Here is a 19,112-nt window from a genome sequence, read left to right as displayed (position 1 = left end):
AACGACAACAAGGAATCCACCATGTCCAAGACCCAACTGTTCGACCTCGACGGCAAGATCGCCTTCGTTTCCGGGGCCAGTCGCGGCATCGGCGAAGCCATCGCCCACCTGCTGGCCCAGCAGGGTGCCCATGTGATCGTCTCCAGCCGCAAGCTGGACGGCTGCCAGCAGGTCGCCGAGGCCATCATCGCCGCGGGCGGCAAGGCCACTGCCATCGCCTGCCATATCGGCGAGATGGAGCAGATCAGCGCGGTATTCGCGCGCATCGGCGAAGAATTCGGACGCCTGGACATCCTGGTCAACAACGCCGCGACCAACCCGCAGTTCTGCAACGTGCTGGATACCGACCTGAGCGCGTTCCAGAAGACCGTCGACGTGAACATCCGCGGCTACTTCTTCATGTCGGTGGAAGCCGGCAAGCTGATGCGCGCCAACGGTGGCGGCAGCATCATCAACGTCGCCTCGATCAACGGCGTCTCGCCAGGTGCCTACCAGGGCATCTACTCGGTGACCAAGGCCGCGGTGATCAACATGACCAAGGTCTTCGCCAAGGAATGCGCGCAGTTCGGCATCCGCTGCAATGCCCTGCTGCCGGGCCTGACCGACACCAAGTTCGCCTCGGCGCTGGTGAAGAACGACGCCATCCTCAACAGCGTCCTGCAGCAGGTGCCGCTCAAGCGCGTGGCCGATCCGAAGGAAATGGCCGGCGCGGTGCTGTACCTGGCCAGCGATGCCTCCAGCTACACCACCGGGGTGTCGCTGAACGTGGATGGCGGGTTCCTGTCCTGATTCAGGCCGACGCGCGCGTTAGCGTGTAGGAGCGTGGCTTGCCCGCGAAGCAGACCTTTGCGGGCAAGCCACGTTCCTACGGTCAAATAAGGCGTCAAACAGGTTCGGAACTCGGTAAGATAACCCGCTTCCAGCGGGCCATCCCGCCGCCTCTCCTGCCGATCAAGATGCCCCATGCCTTTCGAACTCAGCGTTGACCTCACCACCCTCGCCATTCTCGCCGCAGTAGCCTTCGTCGCCGGTTTCATCGATGCCATCGCCGGCGGTGGCGGCCTGCTGACCACGCCCGCCCTGCTCACCGCCGGCATGCCGCCCCACCTGGTACTGGGTACCAACAAGCTCAGTTCCACCTTCGGCTCGGCCACCGCCGGCTTCACCTACTACCGGCGCAAGCTGTTCCATCCGGCGCAGTGGCGCCATGCCCTGGTCGGCACGTTGATCGGCGCCCTGCTCGGCGCGGTCATCGCCCACTACCTGCCGGCGGAATGGCTGAACAAGATGCTGCCGGTGATCGTCTTCGCCTGCGGCGTCTACCTGCTGTTCGGCGGCACGCCGAAGGCCCCGCTGGACGCCAACGTGGTGGTGAAGAAGAAATGGCAGTTCCCCCAGGGCTTCACCCTGGGCTTCTACGACGGCGTCGCCGGCCCGGGCACCGGCGCGTTCTGGACCGTCAGCACCCTGCTGCTCTACCCCATCGACCTGGTCAAGGCCAGCGGCGTGGCGCGCAGCATGAACTTCGTCAGCAACGCTGCGGCGCTGTCGGTGTTCATCTTCTCGGGTCAGGTGGACTGGGCGGTGGGCCTGGCGATGGGCTCGGCGCTGATGGTCGGCGCGTTCTTCGGCGCGCGCACCGCCATCAGCGGCGGTTCGAAGTTCATCCGCCCGGTATTCATCACAGTGGTGCTGGCCTTGACCGTGCGTCTAGCGTGGCAGCACTGGTTCGGCCAGGCCTAGGCGACGGGCCACGTAGAGGTCGATCAGGTAACGGGCGATGGAACGCCCGGCAGGCAACGGCGGCAAGGCATCGACGCGGAACCACTGGGCATCCTCGATCTCGTCGGGCTGCATGACGATCTCGCCCCCCGCATATTCGGCATGGAAACCCAGCATCATCGAGTGCGGGAACGGCCAGCACTGGCTGCCGACGTACTGGATGTCGCGCACCTCCAGCGCCACTTCCTCGCGCACCTCGCGCACCAGGCAATCCTCGGCCGACTCGCCGGGCTCGGCGAAGCCCGCCAGGGTGCTGTAGACGCCGCTGACGAAGCGTGGCGAACGGGCCAGGAGGATCTCGTCGCCACGGGTGATCAGGACGATCATGCTCGGCGAGATCCGCGGGTAGCTGCGCAGGTCGCAGGGCTCGCAGTGCATCGCCCGTTCCCGCGGCACCTGGTGCATCGGCTGGCCGCAAGCGCCGCAGAAACGGTGCTCGCGGGCCCAGGTGGCGATCTGCGCGGCATAGCCGAGGATGGTGTAGGTGTCGGCATCGCCTTCCAGCATGAACTGGCGCAGGCCGCGCCAGCTGCAGCCGGGCAGCGCCTGGGCGCCATGCAGCTCGATCAGGTAGACCGGCTGCCCGTCGTAATGGCCGATGCCGTGCTCGAAGCGGATATCCGGCTCCTGGCGCTTGAACCAGTCGCGGGGGAACAGCGCGCCGTTGGCGTCCACCATGAAACCTTCGGCGCTGCGCACGACCGCAAGGCCGCCGCCGACATTCGTATCCAGTACCGCAGTGGTCCAGCGCGCTGACATCTTCCGTTCCTTAGCGGAGTACCTTGCCGATCAGTCGGCGAACTCCGGCTTCTGTTTGCTCATGTGGGCCGCCACGGCTACCCGCAGGTCGGTGGATTGCAGCATGGCGGCGTTCCAGGTGGCGATGTACTCCAGCCCGTCGTCGATCCGGTGATCGCGCATGTAGCTGAGCATCTCCTTGGTGCCGGCCACGGCAATCGGGGATTTTCCCGCAATTTCGCTGGCAATGGCAAAGACTCCGTCGAGCAGCGCCGCGTGGTCGTCATAGGTGCGGTTGACCAGGCCGATGCGCTGCGCTTCCTGGGCGTCGATGCTGCGCCCGGTGTAGGCCAGTTCGCGCAGCACGCCGTCGCCGATGATACGCGGCAGACGTTGCAGGGTGCCGACATCGGCGGCCATGCCCATGTCGATCTCCTTGATCGAGAACTGCGCGTCGGCGGCCGCGTAGCGCATGTCGCAGGCGGCGATCAGGTCGATGGCACCGCCGATGCAGTAGCCCTGGATCGCCGCCAGCACCGGCTTGCGGCAGTTGTCCACGGCATTGAAGGACGCCTGCATCTGCAGGATCTTGCGCCGCAGCAGGCGTGCGTTGCGCCCGACATCCTTGCCCAGCTCGCTGGCCAGCGACGCCAGCATCATCAGGTCGATGCCGGAGGAGAAATGCTTGCCGGCGCCGCTGATCACCACCACCCGCACCGCGTCGGTGTCGTCGACCCACTGGAAGATCTCGACGATCTCGCTCCAGAACGCGGCATTCATGGCGTTGATCTTTTCCGGGCGGTTGATCTGGACGTGGGCGATATGGTTCGACAGCTCGACCTTGAACGCGGTGTAGTCGGTCACGGCGACGCTCCTTGAGCAGAGGGAAAGAGAACCCGGACTATATCGCACCCCACAGACCGCGCTTATGCCAAAACCGGGACTGACTTTCCTTGATCTTGCGTGGCGCTTGCGGCACCGTGCGCAGGTCTTTGAATCATTAGGAAACATTTCATGCCCCGCTCTCTGCCCGGCGCCCTGGCCCACAACTTTCTCGGGCAAGCGCCGCGCTGTTACAAGGCCATCGTCTGCCTGTTCCTGCTGCTCAATCCCTTGCTCCTGGCGACCCTCGGCCCGGTGGTCACCGGCTGGGTGCTGGTGGTGCAGTTCATCTTCTTCCTCGGCATGGCCCTCAAGTGCTATCCGCTGATGCCCGGCGGCCTGCTGATGGTCGAAGCCCTGCTGCTCGGCCTGACCACGCCGCAAGCGCTGTACGAGGAGCTGCAGCACAATTTCCCGGTGATCCTGCTGCTGATGTTCATGGTCGCCGGAATCTACTTCATGAAGGACCTGCTGCTGTTCCTGTTTTCACGCATTTTGTTAGGAGTACGCTCCAAGGCATTGCTGGCATTGATTTTCTGCTTCCTGTCCGCCTTCCTTTCCGCGTTTCTCGATGCCTTGACCGTGACCGCGGTGATCATCAGTGCCGCGGTGGGCTTCTACGCGGTCTACCACCGCGTCGCCTCCGGCGCCAACCCGCGCGGCGATGCCCAGATCGACAGCGACCAGGCCATTACCGATCTGGCCCGGGAAGACCTGCAGCAGTTCCGCGCCTTCCTGCGCAGCCTGCTGATGCACGGCGCCGTGGGCACCGCGCTGGGCGGCGTGTGCACCCTGGTCGGTGAACCGCAGAACCTGCTGATCGGCCACGAGATGGGCTGGCACTTCCAGGCGTTCTTCTTCAAGGTCGCGCCGGTGTCGCTGCCGGTGCTGCTGGCGGGGCTGGTCACCTGCGTGCTGCTGGAGAAGCTGCGCTGGTTCGGCTACGGCACCCTGCTGCCCGACGCGGTGCGCCAGGTGCTGGCCGCCTATGCCGCCGAAGACGATGCCCAGCGCACCGCCCAGCAGCGCGCCAACCTGCTGGTGCAGGGCATCGCCGCGCTGATCCTGATCGTCTGCCTGGGGCTGCATATCGCCGAGGTCGGTCTGATCGGCCTGCTGGTCATCGTGCTGATCACCTCGTTCACCGGCATCACCGACGAACACCGCCTGGGCCGTGCGTTCCAGGACGCCATGCCGTTCACCTCGCTGCTGGTGGTGTTCTTCGCGGTGGTCGCGGTGATCCACCAGCAACAGCTGTTCACCCCGCTGATCGAGGCGGTACTGGCCCTGCCGGCCGAGCAGCAGCCGGGCATGCTGTTCATCGCCAACGGCCTGCTCTCGGCGATCAGCGACAACGTGTTCGTCGCGACCATCTACATCACCGAGGTCAAGCAGGCGTTTCTCAACGGCGGCATGAGCCGCGAGCACTTCGAGACCCTCGCGGTGGCGATCAATACCGGCACCAACCTGCCGAGCGTGGCCACGCCCAACGGCCAGGCGGCGTTCCTGTTCCTGCTGACTTCGGCGATCGCGCCGCTGATTCGGCTGTCGTACGGGCGGATGGTGTGGATGGCGTTGCCGTACACCATCGTCATGGGTGGGTTGGGGTGGTGGGCTGTGACCTATTGGTTGTGAGCCTATCGCGGGCAACGCCCGCTCCCACAAGGTCCGCGGAGCATGCGAACCCTGTGGGAGCGGGCGTAGCCCGCGATGAGGCCCTCAAGCCTGGCGCAGATCCTCGAAGAACACCTTCTTGCCATCCACCTGCAGCGAAGCCCTCGGCAATGCAGCCTGCTCCCCGCCCGGCACCTCCACATGCCAGTAGCAGTAGCGCACCGCCCGGGTGATCGCCACATAGGCCAGGCGCAGGACCTCTTCCTTCTGCGCCGTATCGAACGCCTCCGGATCGCCATTCCTGCCCAGCCCGGCCAGGCGATAAACCTGGTTCTTGTACGGCGAGCGCGTCACATACTGGCAGTCCCCGAGCATGAACACCGCATCCGCCTGCAGCCCCTTGGCGCTGTGATAGGTCAGCTGCTTCAAGCGGCGCTGCCCGGGCGGCAAGCTGGAATCAACATTAACAACCGACTGAATATGCTCTGAAATCAATGATTTATCTGAACTTTTTCGAAACAGGATCATCACCGAATCACCCCGTTTGTAGTGCTCCATCACCTGTTGCGCCAACGCCGCCTCGTCCCGCTCGCACACCTGCACCGGCCAGCACTCCGCCGCCGCCGGCCCCACGGCACGGGCTTTCTTGCCGCTGATCGACGGCGCGGATTTCACGATGTGCTCGGCGGCATCGATGATGTGCTGATGGCTGCGGTAGTTGTCGGTGAGCATCACCCGGGTGCTGGAGGGCGCGACGAAGGTCTTGGCGAACTCCATGAAGTACTTTGGCGAACTGCCGCGCCAGCCATAGATCGACTGCCAGTCGTCGCCCACGCAGAGCAGCGAGGAATACTGTGCCTTGCGCCCGACGTTGAGGGCCGGCCCACGGCGACGGATCTCGCGCAGGCTGGCGCGCAGCCAGGAAACGATCTGCGGCGAGACATCCTGGAACTCGTCGATCATCAGGTGCGCCAGCGGTCGCAGCAGCGGGTCCGGGAGCAGGCGCAGGTTCTCCGGGTTGTTCTCGCCGAACAAGGCGAACATGCGGTTGTAGCTCATCACCGGCGGCGACTGCGCCAGCAGATGGCCTTCCAGGGCCTTCCAGTACAGGCTCAGGGCCTCGAAGAACAGGGCATCGCTATCGCCAGCCGGGAAACTCATGCCCTGCACCGCCACGCTGACATCCAGGCCGAGGTTCTCGATAAAGCCCGCCGCCGCGACAAAAGCGTCCAGCAACGGCAGCGCGGCCAGCTCGCCCTTGACCTTGTAGTCGAAGCCGGGACCGGCCACCGCGTCGCCCGCAAGCGAGGCGACCAGACGTTTCGCCTCGGCATAATTTCCTAGCCAGATCACAGGCTTATCGCAGAAAGCTTGAAACAGGGTGCGTTTGATCACCCACTCTGCCCACACCGGCAGCTTGGCCCCCGGACGCTTGTAGTTCTGGTTCTCGCCGGGATCGAAGCCCAGCACCACCCAGGCATCCAGCTCGGCGATATGGCCGTGGAAGTGGAAACGGCTGCCGTTGATCTCGACGGTTTCCCGGCTCGGCTCGATGCCCTTGATCGGCCAGGCACCAGCGCGAAACCAGAGGTCCTCGAGGGTATCGCAGAGTTCTTCGTCGCGTGCTGCGGAGAGCTGGGTCACCGCGACGCGCTTCTGCACGTCCGGGTGATCGCGCTCCAGCGACTTGAGCTGCAGCGCCTCGCGGCGCAGGCCGCCGATCAGTTCGGCGAAACGCGGGCTGCCGCGCAGCAGGTCGCGGTAGCAGAGGTTGAGCTGCTGGCGCTGGGCGTCATTGATCCGCAGGTCGAACGGATTGCTCTCGGCGTCGGCCTCCGCCCCTGCCGGCAGCTCGCTGCCCAGGGTCTCGAACGCGCGCACCTGGCTGAAGCCCGGCAGGCTGCGCACCAGCGGCAGGATCCGCGAATGGAAGGTCCGCACCAGCTCCCGCGCCTGCACCGGGCTCAGCGGCACCTGCCACTGGCCGAAGACCTGCAGCAGGCGCGCGATGAAGTCCTTGCGCGACTCGCGGGTGAAGGTCACCACGGTCATGGCGTCCAGCTCGTAGCCCAGGTAGTGGCGCAGCAGCAGGATGCGCAGCACCAGCGAGGTCGACTTGCCCGCCCCGGCGCCGGCGATCACGCAGGTGGACGGGGTGTCGCTGAAGATCATCTTCCATTGCGCAGCGCTGGGCTGGGCGTGTTCCGGCAGGCGCTGGGCGACATCGGCCTTGAAGCGCTTCTTCAGGTCTGCGGTCAGCGGCAGGCGCCAGTCGTCGAACAGGCTGTCATCCAGACCGGGAGCGGCATGCTCGTCGGGACGACTGTCGCGGATCACCAGGACCTGGCGCCCGGCCTCGTAGCCATCGGCCCGGCCCTGCTCGTAACCCTCGCGCAGGCCATCGGCATGACCGGTGCGCTGGCCGCTGGCATGACCCTGGAACCAGGAATCGCGGTGCTGCGCGCGCAGGCGATTGAGACCGCGGCCGAGCATGCGCGCGGCAAGCCGGCGGATCCACGGCAGTTGCGCGGGCGGGGTGAGGTCCTGGGGTTGCGGGGGAAGCTTGTCTGACACACCGACTCCGGCTGGGGAAACACATGAGTCGGAAGTTTTACCCCATTCGGGAGCGTCGGGACAGTGATGATTGTCTGGAAAATCAGGGGATTAGAGGATGGTGTTGAGACTGGGCCTGCTTTGCAGGCCTTCGCGACGGTTCGGCGCCCCGACAAGCTCGCTCCCACAAGAGTATCGCGCAACCTTGTGGGAGCGGGCGTTGCGATGGGGTGCAGCCGCGATCGATCAGGCGATCGCCTTGTCCACCAGCTCCTGCGCCTCGCCCACCAGACGCTGCAAATGCGCATCGTCGACGAAACTCTCGGCGTAGATCTTGTAGATGTCCTCGGTGCCCGACGGCCGCGCGGCGAACCAGCCGTTGGCGGTCATGACCTTGAGACCACCGATGGCCTGGCCGTTGCCCGGCGCATGGCTGAGGATCTGCTCGATCGGCTCGCCGGCAAGTGTGGTGGACTTCACCTGCTCCGGCGCCAGCTTGCTCAGCAGCGCCTTCTGCTGCGGGTTGGCCTTGGCCTCGACCCGGGTGGCGAACGGCTCGCCCAGCTCGACGGTCAGCGCGGCATAGGCTTCGGCCGGGTTGCGGCCGGTGCGAGCGGTCATTTCCGCCGCCAGCAGCGACGGGATCAGGCCGTCCTTGTCGGTGCTCCAGACGCTGCCATCGCGACGCAGGAACGAGGCACCGGCGCTCTCCTCGCCACCGAAGCCCAGGGAGCCATCGAACAGGCCATCGGCGAAGAACTTGAAGCCCACCGGCACTTCATACAGACGACGCCCCAGACGCGCGGTGACGCGGTCGATCAGGCCGCTGCTGACCACGGTCTTGCCCACCGCGGCGTCGGCGCGCCATTGCGGACGGTTCTGGAACAGGTAGTCGATGGCCACCGCCAGGTAGTTGTTCGGCGCCAGCAGGCCAGCCGAGGTGACAATGCCATGGCGGTCATGGTCCGGGTCGCAGGCGAAGGCCACGTCGAAGCGCTCGCGCAGGCCGATCAGGCCCTGCATGGCATAGGGCGAGGACGGGTCCATGCGGATCTGGCCGTCCCAGTCCACGGACATGAAGCGGAAGGTCGGGTCGACCGCGGCGTTGACCACGTCCAGGTTCAGCTTGTAATGCTCGGCGATAGCCGACCAGTAGCCCACCCCGGCACCACCCAGCGGATCGACGCCCAGGCGCAGGCCGGCGCCGCGGATGGCGTCGAAGTCGATGACATTGACCAAGTCGGCGACATAGCTGCCGACATAGTCATGACGATGGGTGGTGGCCGCCTTCAGTGCCTGCTCGTAGGGCATGCGCTTGACGCCCTTGAGGCCTTCGGCCAGCAATTCGTTGGCCTTGGCCTCGATCCACTTGGTCACATGGCTGTCGGCCGGGCCGCCGTTGGGCGGGTTGTACTTGAAGCCACCGCTCTGCGGCGGGTTGTGCGACGGGGTGATGACGATGCCGTCGGCCAGGCCGGCCGTGCGCCCGCGATTGTAGCAGAGAATGGCATGGGACACCGCCGGGGTCGGGGTGTACTCGTCGTCCTTCGACAGCATCACCTCGACACCGTTGGCCGCCAGCACTTCCAGGGCACTGGCCGCGGCCGGGGTCGACAGAGCGTGGGTATCGGCGCCGACGAACAGCGGGCCGTCGATGCCCTGCGCCTGGCGGTACAGGCAGATGGCCTGGCTGATGGCCAAAACGTGCTGCTCGTTGAAACTCAGGTCCAGGGAACTGCCGCGATGCCCGGAGGTACCGAAGGCGACACGTTGGGTGGCGATGCTGGCGTCGGGCTGGCCGGTGTAGTAGGCGGTCAGCAGGCGTGGGATATCGACCAGCACGGAGGCTGGGGCCGGTTTGCCCGCCAGAGGACTGAGCTTCATGCAAAACCTCAAGAATGGAGTTTCAGGGTGATGAAAAGACGACAGTTTACTGGCACTTTGACTGTCTGGCGACGGCGAAAATTCCCACGCAGCGGTTAATTTTCCGGCGCCCACCAGGACGGAAACATGCGGCGCACGCGGGCTTCGCCGAAACGGTCGTCGATCAGCATGACCATGCCGCGATCCTCGGTACCGCGAATCACCCGCCCGGCCGCCTGGATCACCTTGCGCACGCCGGGATAGAGGTAGGTGTAATCGAAGCCGGCGCTGAACAGGCTGCCCATGCGCTGCTTGAGCTGTTCGTTGACCGGATTGACCTGGGGCAACCCGAGGGTGGCGATGAAGGCGCCGATCAGGCGCGTACCCGGCAGGTCGACCCCTTCGGCGAATGCCCCGCCCAGCACGGCGAAACCGATACCGCGGCCGTCCTCGACGAAGCGGGCGAGAAAGGCCTGGCGCTGCTCCTCGTCCATCCCCGAGGACTGCGCCCACTGCTCGATGGCCGGATGGCGCTCGGCCAACAGCGCCGCGACCTGCTGCAGGTAATCGAAGCTGCTGAAGAACGCCAGGTAGTTGCCCGGCTGCTCGCGGTACTGCGCGGCGATCAGTTCGACGATGGGTGCCAGCGACGCCTGGCGGTGCTGAAAGCGGGTCGACACGTCGCTGACGATGCGCACTCGCAGTTGCTCGGCGACGAAGGGCGAATCCACCTCCAGCCATGCGGTATCCCCGGGCAGGCCCAACAGGTCGCTATAGAAATGGCGCGGGCTGAGGGTCGCGGAAAACAGCACGGCACTGCGCGCCGCAGCGAAACGCGGGGCGATCAGGGGTGCCGGCACCACATTGCGCAGGCACAGGGTCGCCAGGCGCCGCCGCCCTGCCCCGCGCTGGCTGATATCGAAGAGGAAATGCGCGTCGAACACCTCGCTCAGGCGGGTGAACTGCAACGCCTGGAAGAAGAACTGCAACAGCGCCGGGTCCACTGCCTGCGGCGTGCGGTTCATCAGCTCCTGGATCAGCCCGACGCAGCGCAGCAGCGCCTTGACAAAGGCCGCCGGCAACTCGTTGCTGGCCTGATACGGCGCCAGCTGGTCCTTGTACAGGCCATTCCACTGCCGGTTGAGGTTGCGCAGCGCACTGGCGAGGCCGGCCGGCGGGTCGCGGCGCAACGCCTGCAACTGGCCCTGGTCGAGGCTGGCGCTGTACATCTGCCGTGCCCGCTCCACCAGGTTGTGCGCCTCGTCCACCGCCAGCGCCAGACGCCACTGCTCGGTCTGGGCCAGGCCGAAGAGCAGCGCGCTCTGATCGAAGTAGTAGTTGTAGTCGGCCACCAGCACATCGACCCAGCGCGCCAGCTCCTGCGCCAGGTAGTACGGGCAGACCTGGTGCGCCAGCGCCACTTCGCGGACCTGCGCCTTGTCCAGCAGTGCCCCTTGCATCGCCGCTTCGCGGGCCGCCGGCAGGCGATCGTAGAAGCCTTTGGCCAAGGGACAGGCCTCGCCATGGCAGGCGGTGCCGGGGTACTCGCAGGCCTTGTCGCGGGCCACCAGTTCCAGGCTGCGCAAGGCCGTTTCCGGGCTGGCCTGGTGCACCTGGCGCAGCGCCTCCAGGGCCAGGGCGCGGCCCGGGGTCTTGGCGGTGAGGAAGAGGATCTTGTCCAGCGGCTGGCGCGGCATGGCCTTGAGCAGCGGAAACAGGGTACCGAGGGTCTTGCCGATGCCGGTGGTGGCCTGGGCCATCAGGCAGCGACCGGTGCTGACCGCCTTGTACACGGTTTCCGCCAGTTCCCGCTGGCCCTTGCGAAAAGACGGCCAGGGAAATCCCAGTGCATTCAGCCCGGCATCGCGCTGCGCCAGACGCCGGGACTGGGCTTGGGCCCACAGGATGAAACGTCGACACTGCTCATGGAAGAACGCCTCCAGCTCGACGGCGGTGGCGCTGCATTCGAAGCGGGTTTCCTGGTCGCTGTCCACCTCCAGGTAGACCAGCGCCAGGTCGATCGACGCCAGCTGGCGCTGCTGGCACAGCAGCCAGCCATAGACTTTCGCCTGGGCCCAATGCAGCTGCCGGTGGTTGTCCGGCTGGCTGGCGAGGTCGCCGCGGTGGGTCTTGATTTCTTCCAGGCAGTTGCGTGCTGGGAGGTAGCCGTCGGCGCGCCCGCGCACTTCCAGTTCGCCGAAACGCCCTTCCAGCGCCACTTCCGCCTCGTAGTCCGGCCCGCGTCGGGCGACCACCCGGCGATGGCCGGCAATGCCTTCCTGGGCACTGGGGGACGGGGTGAAGCGCAGGTCGAGGTCACCGACCTTGGCCGTGAACTCGCACAGGGTGCGCACCGCCACGCGGTAGCTCATGCCGTGGCCCACTGCACATGACAGACATCCACCGGCAGGCCATGGGCGCTGCAGAACTCGATCCAGCGCAATTGATTGTCCTGCAGGCGGTCGCCCGGGCCTTTCACCTCGATCATCCGGTAGCGTTTTTCCCCCGGCCAGAACTGGATCAGGTCGGGCATCCCGGCGCGGTTGGCCTGGATATCGTCAAGCAGGCGCAGGAAACACTGCTTCAGGTGGACGGGCGGCAGGCAGTCCAGGGCCAGTTCCAGCAGTTCCGGAGTCAGCAGTTCCCAGTACACGAACGGCGATTGCACACCGTGCTTGGCGGCGTAGGTGTCGCGCAGGGTCTGGCGATAGCGGCCATCGTCCAGTTGCCCCAGGCACTCGGCGAACAGCTCGGCGCGACGGTCATGGAAGCCCTCGTCGAGCAGATCCTGCGGGCCGCTCTGGAACGGGTGGAAGAAGGCGCCGGGCAAGGGCGCGAAAATCGCCCGCCAGCAGAGCAGGCCGAACAGGCTGTTGAACAGGGTGTTCTCGACGTAATGCACCGGCGCCTCGGCCTGCTCGAGGTGCGCCAGCACCGCCTGCTCGACACCGAGGCTGGCCCATTGCGCCGGCAGGGTCAGGTCCACCCGGTTGATGCCCGGGGCCTTGCGCCGTGGTTGCGGCGGGCCGCCGAGCTTGCGCCGCAGGCGCGGCAGGATGCGGCTCAGGGCCTGGGCTTCGGCGGCATTGCCCGGGTGTGCGGCGGCGTGGCTCGCCAGGTCCAGCGCCAGCTGGAATTCGCCGCTGTGTTCCAGCACGCGGATATGCCGCTCACGGGCCTGGGGATGGGTGCAGCCGGCATAGATCGTCCGGGCCCGGGCCCAGTCGCCGGCACGCTCGCAGAGGTGACCGAGGTGGTACACCAGCTTGGCGCGGCGGCGTTCCAGCCAGGGATTGCGCGTGCTCAGACCGTGCAAGCGGCCGAGCAGCAGATCGATGTCCACCTCGCCGTCCAGCTGTTCGGCGCAGGCATGCAGGGCCAGGCACAGCTCGACATCGGCGCGCTCGCGCAAGGCCCGCGACTCGCCGTCGAAATCCACCTGCTCGTAACGCAGCAGGCCGAGATCGGCGAGGACGAACTCCGACCAGTCCTGGTACAGGTTGCCGAAGAACAGCAGGCGCAGACGGTCGCACACCGCCTGCTGGCGCAGGACGTAGATCGCCTCGGCGCATTCGGGCCACCACTCGCGCAACGGCCGGGGCTCGGCAAAGTGCTCGTGGAGCTGCTCGAAAAGCTCGTGCTTGGCCGCCTTCGGCCGAGTCAGCAGCGCGGCGAAACAGCGGCTGATCTCGTCCTTCAGCAGCAGCTGGAACAGCTCTTCGAGGAGCAAGGGCGCCTCGGCATCGACCCAACCCAGCGCCAGCAATGGCGCCATGGCCTCGGCGGTCGGACCGATTTCGTCATAGGCCAGACGCCGGCCACGAAAGTGCACGCCCTTGCGCATCACCATGCGTACCAGCAAGGCCTGGCTGGCCCGGGGCAGGTGCTCGAAGCCGTCGAGGAAGGCTTGCTCCTCGGCATCCAGCAGGTCGCCGTAGCGCAGGCGCAGCCAGTCCAGCACCTGGCGGAAATTGTGCAGGTAGTAGAACGGGTCGTTGCGGGAATCGGCGATCACGGGGCGTACAACCAGTGGCGGGCTGGGCACTGGTTATACATACAGACCCCGTGTGTTGGCAACCGCGCAGGATCAGTGGTCGCGGCCGTCACCCAGGCCATTGCGCCGGTAGATCGCCTGCAGCGTGCTCATCGGCAGGCCACTGGTGCCGGTCAGCCACTGCGCCACCGACTCGCTGGCCGGCTGTCCTTGCAGGGCCTTGTGCAGATACGGCAGGGCCACCAGCATGCCTGGGTGACAGCGCCGCAGGAAATCCTCCAGCCCCCGCCCCTGGCCGACGATCGGCGCGAACAGCAGGCAGACCAGTTGCGCTTCGCTGACACCCCAGGCCTGGGAGGCGAAATCGCCGGCCAGGCGGCGCACCTGCTGCAGGTCCTCGTCCTTCTGCCAGGGATCGAGCAACTGCTCGCGCAGGGGCTGCGGCAGTTGCTGGCGCTTCATGCCCTCCTCGCTGCGCTGCAGACCGGCGGCCAGGCACTCCTGATAATCGCCGGCATCGACGAACTCGCCGCGCAATCCGCGCAAGTGCAGGCGCAGCAGGGAATTGCCGGCTTCGCTGGGAGCAAAGGCAAAGGCCCACTCGTCGTGCTGGTAGCGCAACAGATCGTGCAACAGCGGGCCGTGGGCACAGGCCGGATCGAGTACCAGGTCGTCGACGGCGACCACCCGCGGCATGCGCACCCGCGGCTCGAACGCCTTGTCCTGCGCCACCGCGACCGGCACTGGCGGGCGGTATTCGTCGCGCAGCGCGGTCACCAGATCGAACAGCCCGCGGGAAAACGCCTCCATGGGCCGCACCCTGGGCAGGCCGGCGCTGCGCAGCATGCGCAGGGCCGTGGCGAGAAAACGTTTGCGCTGCGGCGCAGGCTCGGCGCTGATCAGCACATCGACGCCGCCGTTCCAGGTCGCGCCCAGCCGGTGCAGGTCGGCGAGATCCAGGTAATGCCGGTGGGCCAGGGCCACGTCGGCGTCGCCGCCGCTCAGGTGTCCGGCCATCAGTACCGCATGCCGGTCAGCCTGCTGCTGCACCCGCGAGATCGGCTGGCGGGCATCGAAGGGACGCACCTGGGCATCCTCGAGCATCAGCAGTTCGACGCGGGGGTCGTCATGCACCACCAGCGCGGCGAAGGCGCGCTCGATATTGCTCAGCACCACCGCGGGCATATCGCTGTGCCGCGCCGTCGCCACGCGCAGGGAGAAGGTACCGGGAGAACGCGCCGCCAGGCTCAACTGCGCAGCCCGCAGGAAGGCCAGGGTGTGGGTGCTGTCGCGACCGCCGGTATGCACCAGCATGACCTTGAGCCCGGCGATGCATTCAAGGCCGCCGGCGACCACCAGCAAGCGCTGGATCAGCAGTTGCAGGGACGCGCGCTGTCCCTGGCTCATGCGTTCGAGCAGTCGCTGCAGAACTTGCTGATAGACATATTGCATGGCCTGGTCGTGAATCGCGCCCATATTCAATTCCCTGATAGTTAGCGCCGGTGAATACCCGGAAAGTGCCCGCACAAAGGCACATCGCCAGGTCGACCGGTCTTGTGTCGTGGATTATTCGCCGCGGAACCGTGGTTGATCTGCAGGAATTTTCTTACTTTCCTACAAACCCGCACCGACAAACTGAGGCAGGCAAGTTCAACACGCTCGGTAACCGGGCTGGAGCCCGCGCAGCAGGGCCTTCAGAACGACAAGGTAATTCGATAAACATATCTCGCTCCTTGAGATGACAGCAGGCGGTAATTTTTCTTTGCAATGGGGCTGTTCATACAACAAGCGGAAGTTCGCTTTTCCAGTGTTCCGCGTAATTCTACGGACACCTGAACCGCTTAATTCCGACAGCAACAACATAGCCCAAGCGCTGCCCCGAGTCCGCAGAAGACTAATAGGAAATTTCTGAAATTTTATGAGGCAAATTTCACAAAAAAGCCCGAGACGATGCTCGGGCTTGGCGGGAGATCAGCACAACCGGCGTCAGGCGTCCGGCAATTCCAGGACCACCCGACCACCGCAAGGGCATTCGTCCATGTGCCGATGGGCATCCCCTACCCGCTCGAACGGGTAGACCTGGATGATCTGCGGCAGCAACTGGCGATCGGCGGTGAACTGGTTGATATCGCGCAGGGCACGGTGCAGGGCGACCTGGTCCTGGGTGATGCCCAGCTCCGGCTTGCCGGTGAAGTTGCCGATGCAGTGGACGAAGAACTGGATGTTCTTCTGGAACGCCGCGCAGGCCGGGAACGGCGTCTGGTTGCCGCCCTGCAGACCGTACAGCACCAGGCTGCCACGGGGCGCCAGGACATCGCCGAGCAGCGACATCTGCGGCCCGCCGAGGCCGTCGAGGACCATGTCGACGCCGCGGTTGTCGGTGTACTTGTTGATCTGCATGAGCAGATCCTGTTCCTCGGTGACGATTACCTTGTCGGCACCCAGCTTGAGCAGCGGCTCGCGCTCGGCAGCGTCGCGGGTGGCGGCGATCACCTTCAGCCCCAGGGCCTTGCCCAGTTGCACGAAGGCCGGGCCGGCGCAATGGCTGGCGTCGGTGATCAAGGCCGTCTGCCCGGCCCTGGCCCGGGCCAGGTCGACGTAGGCGAAATAGGCGATCAGCAGCGGCGTGTAGTGCACGCTGGCTTCGATCGGGGTGAGGATGTCCGGGTAACGGGTCAGCGCCGTGCGCGGCAGGACGATGACTTCGCCATAGACCGGGTGCTCGTTGGGGCTGGTGGCCGGGAAGCTGGCCACCTTGTCGCCGACGGCCAGGTCCTCGACGCCCTCGCCCACGGCCGTCACCACACCCGCCATCTCATGGCCGATACCGGCCGGCAGGCGCGCCTGGGACGGTGCCAGATTCTGCCGCCAGAGCACGTCGTACCAGCTGACGCCGATCGCCTGGACACGAATCTGCACTTCCCCGGCAGCCGGTACAGGCGTAGGCAGCTCCTCTATCCTGAGCACCTCGGACTGACCGAACTTGTGGAAACGGATCATGCGGGACATCGCAAACCTCGCCTTGTAGACCTCTAATGCCCTGAACTCTATCGGGGCTTTCATGGTTAGACCATCAGTGGCCATTAATAGTCGACATGCTTGTCATCGATTGGTCGCATGCAACGGTTCCCGCCAAACACTGGCACACCGCCACAAAACCCATGCAGGGTAACAGTCTTTGCCCGTAAGATTCATCCCTAGTCCCGAACCGCCAGCGAAGCGAAGCCGATGAACCGTAACGACCTGCGCCGCGTCGATCTCAATCTGCTGATCGTCTTCGAAACCCTGATGCACGAACGCAGCGTGACCCGTGCCGCGGAAAAGCTGTTCCTCGGCCAGCCGGCGATCAGCGCCGCGCTGTCGCGCCTGCGCACCCTGTTCGACGACCCGCTGTTCGTGCGGACCGGGCGCAGCATGGAGCCCTCGGCCCGTGCCACGGAAATCTTCGCCCTGCTCTCCCCGGCGCTGGACTCCATCTCCACCGCGGTCAGCCGCGCCGCCGACTTCGACCCGGCGACCAGCACCGCGGTGTTCCGCCTCGGTCTTTCCGACGACGCCGAATTCGCCCTGCTGCCGCTCCTGCTCAAGCGCGTGCGCGCCGAAGCGCCGGGCGTGGTGCTGGTGATACGGCGGGTCAACTACCTGCTGATGCCGACCCTGCTGGCGTCCGGCGAGATCTCCGTCGGCGTCAGCTACACCGACGACCTGCCGGCCAACGCCAAGCGCAAGGTGTTGCGCCGCAGCAAGCCGAAACTGCTGCGTGCCGACAGTGTGCCGGGGGCGTTGAGCCTGGACGACTTCTGCAAGCGGCCGCATGCGCTGGTGTCGTTTGCCGGCGACCTCAGCGGCTTCATCGATGACGAACTGGCCAAGCTCGGGCGCCAGCGCCATGTGGTGCTGGCGGTGCCGCAGTTCAACGGCCTGGGGAGCCTGCTGACCGGGACCGACATCGTTGCCACGGTACCCGACTACACCGCCGACATCCTCACCGCCGCCGGCGGCCTGCGCGCCGAGGAACTGCCACTGGAGACCCGCACGTTCGAACTGCACATGGCCTGGCGCGGAGCGCAGGACAACGATCCGGGGGAGAAATGGCTGAGGTCGCGGATTCAGATGTTCTTCGGGGATCCCGATAGCCTTTGACCAGCCTTGCGGACAAAACCGCCACTCGCGGCACTGGTTGGACAGCGCGATCGCTCTATTGCCAGAGGAAAGCATTACCCCCTAACATCTCGCGGCTACTCCCTGCTCAATCCGATAAAGGACCTTCGAGATGCAAGCTAAAACCGTTGAACTGCAATCCTCCGCGCTGGACTCGATGGCCGACATCAAGCGCCAGGCCCTCAAATTGAGCGATCTGGATCCTCGTACGCTCGCCGACGTCGAGGCCATGTTCGGTTTGTGGAAAGAAGCGGATCACTGTGACAAGGACGTGCGCGACTGACACCAGGGTCCGTGGTGGCGATGGCAATGCCGGCCGACTTGCAGATTGTCTCGGGCTTGCCATCGGCCTCCCGCTTGCTGGGCGACCTCAGCGCTTTTCTCGAGGGCCGTGGGCATCACGTACATCAGCGTGTCGCTACGCTCGGCCTTGAGGGATCTCCAGGGCACCAGGCCATCTACCCCGCTGCAGACATAGTGTTGGTGCTACCCATCCTGGGCGATAACGACCTGCCCTCCGAACACCTGCGGACCCTTCAACACTGGCGTGATACGCAAAGCCTGGCGGGACGACGCTTGTTGGTCGTTCTCAAGGGTGATCGACATGTCTCGGATGAGTTCGTCTGCCCGCGCCATCCCATCCACATCAAGCTGCGCAAGCTGTTCTACTTCCTCCGCGGGCTGAAGATTCTGCCCATCAAGCTGGACCCGGACACCACGGCACGCATTGCATCACTCATCGCCGATGAACTGGAAGCCGACAAGGCCGCCGCCCCCTGCCAGGCGTGGGATGTTCTGGCGCAGGCCAGCGGCAGCCGCCCTGGCTGGAACCCTGAACGCAAGCTGCTTGACTTCGATGATGAAGATAACGGATCGAGCCTGCTCCACGAGCTTTCCCGCACGCGGCTGAACGCTGTCTTTCAAGCCGTCCGGGCACTGGCCCCCCGCACACTGAAACTCAATCAGGCGCAGCTGGGCGACAGCGATATGGCCGATCTGCCTGCAATCCCCAGCGTGCTGGCAGCAGAGCTGAACAGCAACTGCATGAGCCTGCAAAGCGCGTCAGCGGTCTTTCCGGGTTGCACGTGGCTCAGCCTGGGGGCGAATAGGCTCGAGGTGCTGGACCTGACCTCCGCAAGCCCTGGGCTGAGCACACTGCTTGTGCACAAGAACAGCCTGGAAGAACTGCAATGGCCAACCACTACAGGCTGTCGCCTGAAGCACTTGAGTGTCTATCGCAACAGGTTCCAGCATTTCGACTGGCCCGCCGGACAAACCGACATCGAGCGGCTCAACCTTGGCGCCAACCCTGTCGAGGCGCTGCCCGAGCAATTGGCGCACTGCCGGCATCTGCGCTATCTGGGCATTGCACGCACTCACATACGTCACCTGCCGGACTGGCTGTTCGAGCTTCCCGAGCTGGTAGAAGTCGACGTCAGTCATATCGAAGACCAACTACCAGCGTCGCAACTTGGCAAATTGATCGACTCAGGTATCACACTCATAAAGAAGCCGAGCTAGAGCC

General features: G+C 65.4%; 14 protein-coding genes. 6 read left to right on the top strand and 8 right to left on the bottom strand.

Annotated elements, in window-relative coordinates; all coding sequences use genetic code 11:
* Positions 1–21 precede the first annotated feature (21 nt).
* Together RTI28_RS20215 and RTI28_RS20210 are read left to right on the top strand one after the other, a co-directional pair.
* Entirely contained in the window at positions 22–789 is a 768-nt protein-coding gene (locus tag RTI28_RS20215) for an SDR family oxidoreductase (protein WP_316922065.1), read from the top strand.
* A 174-nt stretch (positions 790–963) separates the two neighbouring features.
* Entirely contained in the window at positions 964–1,743 is a 780-nt protein-coding gene (locus RTI28_RS20210) for a TSUP family transporter (RefSeq protein WP_316922064.1), read from the top strand.
* Here the strand turns inward: RTI28_RS20210 and nudC are convergent.
* Positions 1,711–2,541 carry an NAD(+) diphosphatase gene (nudC, locus tag RTI28_RS20205; protein WP_316922063.1) on the bottom strand — a complete coding sequence of 277 codons (831 nt, stop codon included), beginning with the start codon at positions 2,539–2,541 and terminating at the stop codon, positions 1,711–1,713. The two genes, RTI28_RS20210 and nudC, sit on opposite strands and share 33 nt — an antisense overlap.
* A 30-nt stretch (positions 2,542–2,571) precedes the next feature.
* The gene (locus RTI28_RS20200) at positions 2,572–3,384 is read right to left on the bottom strand and encodes a crotonase/enoyl-CoA hydratase family protein (RefSeq protein ID WP_316922062.1); all 813 of its coding nucleotides are present in this window, start codon (positions 3,382–3,384) and stop codon (positions 2,572–2,574) included.
* A gap of 150 nt (positions 3,385–3,534) precedes the next feature.
* On the opposite strand from RTI28_RS20200, the gene nhaB reads away from it, so the two are divergent.
* A complete protein-coding gene (gene nhaB, locus RTI28_RS20195) occupies positions 3,535–5,037 on the top strand; it encodes a sodium/proton antiporter NhaB (RefSeq protein WP_316922061.1) in 1,503 nt (500 codons plus the stop codon).
* Positions 5,038–5,121: 84 nt separating this feature from the next.
* Here the strand turns inward: nhaB and RTI28_RS20190 are convergent, their stop codons facing one another.
* From RTI28_RS20190 to RTI28_RS20165, 6 genes are all read right to left on the bottom strand, one after another.
* Positions 5,122–7,509 carry a UvrD-helicase domain-containing protein gene (locus RTI28_RS20190; protein WP_316922194.1) on the bottom strand — a complete coding sequence of 796 codons (2,388 nt, stop codon included), beginning with the start codon at positions 7,507–7,509 and terminating at the stop codon, positions 5,122–5,124.
* Positions 7,510–7,815: 306 nt separating this feature from the next.
* On the bottom strand, positions 7,816–9,453 hold the full coding sequence (pgm, locus tag RTI28_RS20185; RefSeq protein ID WP_316922060.1) for a phosphoglucomutase (alpha-D-glucose-1,6-bisphosphate-dependent): 1,638 nt from the start codon (positions 9,451–9,453) through the stop codon (positions 7,816–7,818).
* A gap of 95 nt (positions 9,454–9,548) precedes the next feature.
* Complete coding sequence (locus tag RTI28_RS20180; RefSeq protein ID WP_316922059.1) at positions 9,549–11,804, bottom strand: ATP-dependent DNA helicase; 2,256 nt, start codon at positions 11,802–11,804, stop codon at positions 9,549–9,551.
* Positions 11,801–13,447, bottom strand: a complete 1,647-nt coding sequence (locus RTI28_RS20175; RefSeq protein WP_316922058.1) for a VRR-NUC domain-containing protein — start codon at positions 13,445–13,447, stop codon at positions 11,801–11,803. Before RTI28_RS20175 ends, RTI28_RS20180 begins: the two co-directional genes overlap by 4 nt.
* A 72-nt stretch (positions 13,448–13,519) precedes the next feature.
* Positions 13,520–14,902, bottom strand: a complete 1,383-nt coding sequence (locus RTI28_RS20170; protein WP_316922057.1) for a hypothetical protein — start codon at positions 14,900–14,902, stop codon at positions 13,520–13,522.
* A 510-nt stretch (positions 14,903–15,412) separates the two neighbouring features.
* The gene (locus RTI28_RS20165; RefSeq protein WP_316922056.1) at positions 15,413–16,435 is read right to left on the bottom strand and encodes a zinc-dependent alcohol dehydrogenase family protein; all 1,023 of its coding nucleotides are present in this window, start codon (positions 16,433–16,435) and stop codon (positions 15,413–15,415) included.
* A 219-nt stretch (positions 16,436–16,654) separates the two neighbouring features.
* On the opposite strand from RTI28_RS20165, the gene RTI28_RS20160 reads away from it, so the two are divergent.
* From RTI28_RS20160 to RTI28_RS20150, 3 genes are all read left to right on the top strand, one after another.
* Entirely contained in the window at positions 16,655–17,569 is a 915-nt protein-coding gene (locus RTI28_RS20160; protein ID WP_316922055.1) for a LysR family transcriptional regulator, read from the top strand.
* 130 nt (positions 17,570–17,699) lie between these two features.
* Positions 17,700–17,870: a hypothetical protein gene (locus RTI28_RS20155; RefSeq protein WP_316922054.1), complete on the top strand. Its 171-nt coding sequence runs from the start codon at positions 17,700–17,702 to the stop codon at positions 17,868–17,870.
* Between the two features lie 26 nt (positions 17,871–17,896).
* Positions 17,897–19,108, top strand: a complete 1,212-nt coding sequence (locus tag RTI28_RS20150) for a hypothetical protein (protein WP_316922053.1) — start codon at positions 17,897–17,899, stop codon at positions 19,106–19,108.
* The last annotated feature ends 4 nt before the right edge of the window (positions 19,109–19,112 follow it).

The organism is Pseudomonas sp. zfem002 (genome assembly GCF_032621685.1).
GTDB lineage: Bacteria > Pseudomonadota > Gammaproteobacteria > Pseudomonadales > Pseudomonadaceae > Aquipseudomonas > Aquipseudomonas japonica.
The sequence above is the reverse complement of the archived record's forward strand: the minus strand, read 5'-3'. Positions and strand labels throughout refer to the sequence as shown.